The following is a 3,129-nucleotide window of genomic DNA, read 5'->3' on the forward strand; positions in this document are numbered from 1 at the left end:
TTTAGCATCTTTGCTCATAAGTTCCTTTAGGGTTTCTTGTATATTTGCATTATTAAATAATATATTGTAAATAGCCTCTGTTATTGGCATATATATATTATTTTTTTGGGCGTACTCATATGCTGCTGTTGTAGCGTATACTCCTTCAGCTACTTGCCCATGAGAATTAGCTATAACATCTTGATATTTCTTTCCTTTAGCAAGCTCTCTTCCAAGTCTATTGTTTCTACTTAATCCACTAGAACAAGTTACTATTAAATCACCTATTCCTGAAAGACCATACATAGTATCTATTCTTGCTCCTTTACTTAAAGCAAATCTTACTATTTCATGAAGACCTCTTGTGATTAGTGCTGCTTTAGTGTTATCACCCAAATTAAGACCATCTACTATACCGCCAGCTATTGCTATAATATTTTTCAAAGCACCACCTATCTCTACGCCTTTTTGGTCTGTTGAATTATATATTCTAAATTTTGGAGGTACAGTTAAGGTATCTCTTACATATTCTGAAACACCTTTTTCTCCACCAATGACTACTGCAGTAGGTACTCCCTTGGCAACTTCTTCAGCATGAGAAGGACCAGAGAGTGTAAGAATATTTACTTCTCCAGATATTATACTTCTAGCAACTTCGCTCATTGTTTTGCCGGTATTTCTATCTAATCCTTTTGTTGCTGATATTATTATTTGCTCATTGCTTATATAAGGTTCTATGTTTTCACAAGTATTATAGAATGCAAAAGATGGGGTTACAATAATTACTATTTTAGCATCATTGATAACCTCATCAAGCTCCATACTAAATTCTATTTTCTCATTTAATTGTATATTTTGTAAATAATTGTCGTTTCTATGGAATTTTTTAAGATTGTTATAGCTATCTTCACTATGCACCCATACTTTAATATGATGCTTTTCAGAAAAAATATTAGCTAAAGCAAGTCCCCAACCACCAGCACCTATAATTGCAACATTTTCCATCAAGTATTAAACCTTTCTTTATATTTATTGAGAAATATTATATAAAAGTTATAATTCTTATTGTGCAGTACATACTACATCATTTACTTTTAGATATGGTGATATATTTCTAGAGAAAGTTACATTAACTTGAGTTTCACTTAATATTTCTACTATACCTGTTATAGTACCGCTTTGAAATGCATAAGAGTTAGCATCTTGATTAGCTGTTGGATATATATGTTCTATATTTCCATTAAACTTAACTTCTTCACCTATAACATCTTCACCAGGAGGTGTAGCTTCTTCTCCAAATTTTAAAGATATTGAACTAGTAGAGCCATCTGTTTCCAAAAAGACCCAAAGGTATGCTTGACCTAATACAGGACCTGAGCTTTTTAGCCCATTGGCTGTAGTAATTAATTGGGTTTTTTCTGAATTTTCTATAGGACCAGTATTTGCCTTACAAGATATAAAAAATATTATTGATAAACAAATAGTTATAAAACTTATTACATTCTTCATGATAAAAACATCTCCAATTATATATCATAAGTATAATAAATTTATTTAATTTAGTCAATAATTATTTTTTTATTTTATTTCTTTTCACAAACAGCTTCCATTATTTTTATATATGGAGTTACATTTTGTGTGAAATATACTTTTACCCTAGTGGAATCTAATACTTCTATACTTCCAGTAGCTGTTCCTGTTTGAAAAGCATAAGTATTAGTATTTTTATCAGTTGATAGCATTGTATCATCAATTCCATTATTTTTATCAAAAATTATTTCACCTGTTCCTTCTACAGCATCCTCAGTACCAAAATTTAAAGATATTGCAGTAGCAGTTGTTGTTACCCAAAGATAAGATTTTCCAAGTATTGGAAAGCTACTTCTATAGTTATTATCAGTTATTAAAGATTGATTTTCTGGTGCCGTAGGTTGTATTTTACATGATATTAAAAATATTGTAAATATAGTTATTAATATAATAGTTTTTTTCATAAAAAACTCCAAAATTATATATCTGTTTAATTATCGACATATATATTTTAATTTTTAATGAAAGTAAATATTTTATTGAACTTTATTACAAGTTACATTTTGAATATTTAAATATGGTGGCAAAAGTGTAGCAAAATTTATAGTTATTACATTTTTATTTACTATAGTGAATTTTCCAACAACTTTTTCGCTATTAAAAGCATAATGCGGAAATTCTCCATCAACATTAGAATATCCTACTATAAATTTATTTTTGTCTGGAAAAGAACTAGCTCCAACCCATATATAAAGAGTGTTGGTTATTATATTTTGTTTTCCATCATACACGTTGGTTATAACCTCATTAGTTATATAAAAATTTAATTTTTCATTTGGATTTTGACCTACAGTATTTTTACTAATATATTGTCCATAATAGTTTGTATAGTTTGTACTAGCAAGATCATTTTTGGCATTATATGAAGTTTGAAACAGAGGGCTTTGACAACTCATAAAAAAAACAATTAGTAGTAAAATAGAAAAACTAAATAATATTATTTTAATAAATTTTAAACCCTCCATAAATTATAATCCTTAAAATTAAGGAGCAGTACTAGTACAAATTACATCTCTTACACTAAGATATGGTGGAGTATTTCTTACAAAACTAATTTTTATTTGGTCTGCTGATAATATACTAAAATTACCAGACATTACACCATTTTGAAAACTATAATTATTAGTGCTTCCTGTTTCTTGATATAATTTATCTATATTTTCTGCTTCTGTTCCTATAATTGTACTAGTAGTAGTATTTAATATTCCTATAGTAATAGCAGTAGCTGTAGTAGTAACTTGCAATTTATACCCTTGTCCTAAAATAGGGTCTATACTTGTATAAGTATTTGGATTTTCTATTGTTGTTGCTGTTGTATCAAATTTTTTACAACTTACAAACATTATAGATGAAATAAAAATAATAAATAAAAGTAGAAATATTTTTTTAGTCATAAGTAAAACTCCATTAAACTTATATTTAATATTATAATCAATTTATAAATTAAGTCAAATTATTACTTACTTTATCGGATAAATAATGATAAAAATAACTATCTATATACTTTTTTATATTATATTAAAATGTTTCAAAGCCTTATATATTCCATCATTATCAACA

5 protein-coding genes are annotated in these 3,129 nt (G+C 27.2%); all 5 read right to left on the reverse strand.

Annotated features, from left to right (window positions below):
- Positions 1-984: NAD(P)H-dependent glycerol-3-phosphate dehydrogenase (locus E6A48_RS11030; RefSeq protein ID WP_219710322.1), on the reverse strand; the 984-nt coding region annotated here is incomplete at its 3' end.
- A gap of 57 nt (positions 985-1,041) precedes the next feature.
- Positions 1,042-1,488, reverse strand: a complete 447-nt coding sequence (locus E6A48_RS11035; RefSeq protein WP_219710324.1) for a hypothetical protein — start codon at positions 1,486-1,488, stop codon at positions 1,042-1,044.
- Positions 1,489-1,562: 74 nt separating this feature from the next.
- Positions 1,563-1,973 carry a hypothetical protein gene (locus E6A48_RS11040; RefSeq protein ID WP_219710325.1) on the reverse strand — a complete coding sequence of 137 codons (411 nt, stop codon included), beginning with the start codon at positions 1,971-1,973 and terminating at the stop codon, positions 1,563-1,565.
- 72 nt (positions 1,974-2,045) lie between these two features.
- Positions 2,046-2,534: a hypothetical protein gene (locus E6A48_RS11045; RefSeq protein WP_219710326.1), complete on the reverse strand. Its 489-nt coding sequence runs from the start codon at positions 2,532-2,534 to the stop codon at positions 2,046-2,048.
- A gap of 18 nt (positions 2,535-2,552) precedes the next feature.
- On the reverse strand, positions 2,553-2,963 hold the full coding sequence (locus tag E6A48_RS11050) for a hypothetical protein (protein ID WP_219710327.1): 411 nt from the start codon (positions 2,961-2,963) through the stop codon (positions 2,553-2,555).
- Between the last annotated feature and the right edge of the window lie 166 nt (positions 2,964-3,129).

Source organism: Brachyspira pilosicoli (assembly GCF_019402445.1).
Classification (GTDB): Bacteria; Spirochaetota; Brachyspiria; order Brachyspirales; family Brachyspiraceae; genus Brachyspira; species Brachyspira pilosicoli_B.

Bases quoted from the DNA above. Each gene is read 5' to 3' on its own strand.
- E6A48_RS11050 (WP_219710327.1), bottom strand. From the start codon at position 2,963: ATGACTAAAAAAATATTTCTACTTTTATTTATTATTTTTATTTCATCT.
- E6A48_RS11035 (WP_219710324.1), bottom strand. From the start codon at position 1,488: ATGAAGAATGTAATAAGTTTTATAACTATTTGTTTATCAATAATATTT.
- E6A48_RS11045 (WP_219710326.1), bottom strand. From the start codon at position 2,534: ATGGAGGGTTTAAAATTTATTAAAATAATATTATTTAGTTTTTCTATT.
- E6A48_RS11040 (WP_219710325.1), bottom strand. From the start codon at position 1,973: ATGAAAAAAACTATTATATTAATAACTATATTTACAATATTTTTAATA.